This is a genomic window from Hymenobacter telluris (assembly GCF_017313265.1).
GTDB lineage: Bacteria > Bacteroidota > Bacteroidia > Cytophagales > Hymenobacteraceae > Hymenobacter > Hymenobacter telluris.
The window spans coordinates 1-2,510 of record NZ_JAFLQZ010000041.1 but is presented as its reverse complement, the minus strand read 5'-3'; the positions used below and the strand labels follow the sequence as shown (position 1 = coordinate 2,510).

The following is a 2,510-nucleotide window of genomic DNA, read 5'->3' as shown; positions in this document are numbered from 1 at the left end:
TGCGGAAGTGTTCGGCTCCTTAGTACGGGTCAGCTGTGCGATTTCGCGCTCTACACTTCCCGCCTATCTACGTCGTCATCTCCGACGAGCCTTCGTGTATCGGATATCTCATCTTCAGGTGAGTTTCGCACTTAGATGCTTTCAGCGCTTATCTCATCCTAGCGTCGCTACCCGGCGCTGCAGCTGGCGCCACAACCGGTGCACGAGCGGCTAGTCCAACTCGGTCCTCTCGTACTAAAGTCAGGTCCTGTCAAATATCCAACGCCCACCACAGATAGGGACCGAACTGTCTCACGACGTTCTGAACCCAGCTCGCGTGCCACTTTAATCGGCGAACAGCCGAACCCTTGGGACCTTCTCCAGCCCCAGGACGTGACGAGCCGACATCGAGGTGCCAAACCTCCCCGTCGATATGAGCTCTTGGGGGAGATCAGCCTGTTATCCCCGGCGTACCTTTTATCCTTTGAGCGATGGCCCTTCCATGCGGAACCACCGGATCACTATATCCGTCTTTCGACCCTGCTCGGCTTGTAGGCCTCACAGTCAAGCCTGCTTCTGCTATTGCGCTCTACATCCGGTTACCAAGCGGATTGAGCAGACCTTTGAAAGCCTCCGATACTCTTTTGGAGGCGACCACCCCAGTCAAACTACCCAGCAGACACTGTTTCCGTATTCCAGATTAGGCACCAAGCAACACAAGGGTGGTATTTCAACGGCGACTCCCCAAAGGCTGGCGCCCCTGGCTCAACGTCTCCCACCTATGCTACACATGTGTTACCCAGCGTCAATGTCAACCTATAGTAAAGGTGCACGGGGTCTTTCCGTCCCGTGGCGGGTACTCGGCATCTTCACCGAGACTACAATTTCACCGAGCTCACCGCTGAGACAGCGCCCAGATCGTTACACCATTCGTGCAGGTCGGAACTTACCCGACAAGGAATTTCGCTACCTTAGGACCGTTATAGTTACGGCCGCCGTTTACCGGGGCTTCGATTCAAACCTTCGCCTTGCGACTAAGTTCCCCTCTTAACCTTCCGGCACCGGGCAGGTGTCAGACCTTATACTTCCGCTTGCGCGTTCGCAAAGTCATGTGTTTTTGTTAAACAGTCGCCTGGGCCTTTTCACTGCGGCTTCTCCTATTACTAGGAGGAAGCGTCCCTTCTCCCGAAGTTACAGGACCATTTTGCCGAGTTCCTTAGCGGTGATTCACTCGAGCCCCTCAGGATGCTCTCCTTGACTACCTGTGTCGGTTTGCGGTACGGGTTATCACTCAGTAAACGCTTAGCAGGTTTTCTTGACAGTCTGATTAGGTACACTATCCCGTTGGCCGAAGCCGCCAGGTACTATCAGGTTTCAGCAAAGTCGGCGTACTTAACTACCGTCTCTATACCTACGCCCTTTAACGAGCACTTCCGTCCGCTCGCGGTACTTTCACTCCTGCGTCACTGCATCACTCCAAGTAATAAGTGCTGGAATATCAACCAGCTGTCCATCGACGTAGCCTCTCGGCCTAGCCTTAGGTCCCGACTAACCCTGCTCCGATTAGCGTTGAGCAGGAAACCTTAGTCTATCGGGGGGCGGGTTTCTCACCCGCCTTATCGTTACTCATGCCTACATTTGCTTTTCTAGCCGCTCCAGCATGCCTGACAGCACACCTTCACCGCTGACTAGAATGCTCCCCTACCACTTACACTAAAAGTGTAAATCCATCGCTTCGGTACCGGACTTGATGCCCGCGTATTATCGATGCCCTCTCGCTCGACCAGTGAGCTGTTACGCACTCTTTAAAGGAATGGCTGCTTCCAAGCCAACCTCCTGGCTGTCAAAGCAAGTGGACCTCCTTTGTTCAACTTAGTCCGAATTTAGGGACCTTAGCGGATGGTCTGGGTTCTTTCCCTCTCGGCCTGGGACCTTAGCACCCCAAGCCTCACTGCCGGCTATATTACGTGGCATTCGGAGTTCATCAGGATTCGGTAGGCTATGACACCCCCTAGTCCTATTGGTAGCTCTACCTCCACGTAACTCTACGCCGACGCTGTACCTAAATACATTTCGGGGAGTACGAGCTATTTCTCAGTTTGATTGGCCTTTCACCCCTACCCACAAGTCATCCAAATCCTTTTCAACGGAAACTGGTTCGGCCCTCCAGGTGGTGTTACCCAACCTTCAGCCTGCTCATGGGTAGATCACAAAGTTTCGCGTCTACCCCCTCTGACTCTGCGCCCTATTCAGACTCGCTTTCGCTGCGGCTCCATGACTTAAGTCATTTAACCTTGCCAGAGAGGAGTAACTCGTAGGCTCATTATGCAAAAGGCACGCCATCACCCCACCAAAGGGCTCTGACCGCTTGTAAGCACACGGTTTCAGGTTCTTTTCACTCCGGTATTCCCGGTTCTTTTCACCTTTCCCTCACGGTACTAGTTCACTATCGGTCTCTCAGGAGTATGTAGCCTTGGCGGATGGTACCGCCGGATTCAGACGGGATTTCGCTGGTCCCGCCTTACTCAGGA

1 rRNA gene is annotated in these 2,510 nt (G+C 53.6%); it reads right to left on the bottom strand.

The features are described from left to right. Positions 1–2,510, bottom strand: a 23S ribosomal RNA gene (locus J0X19_RS24640); the annotation flags it as partial.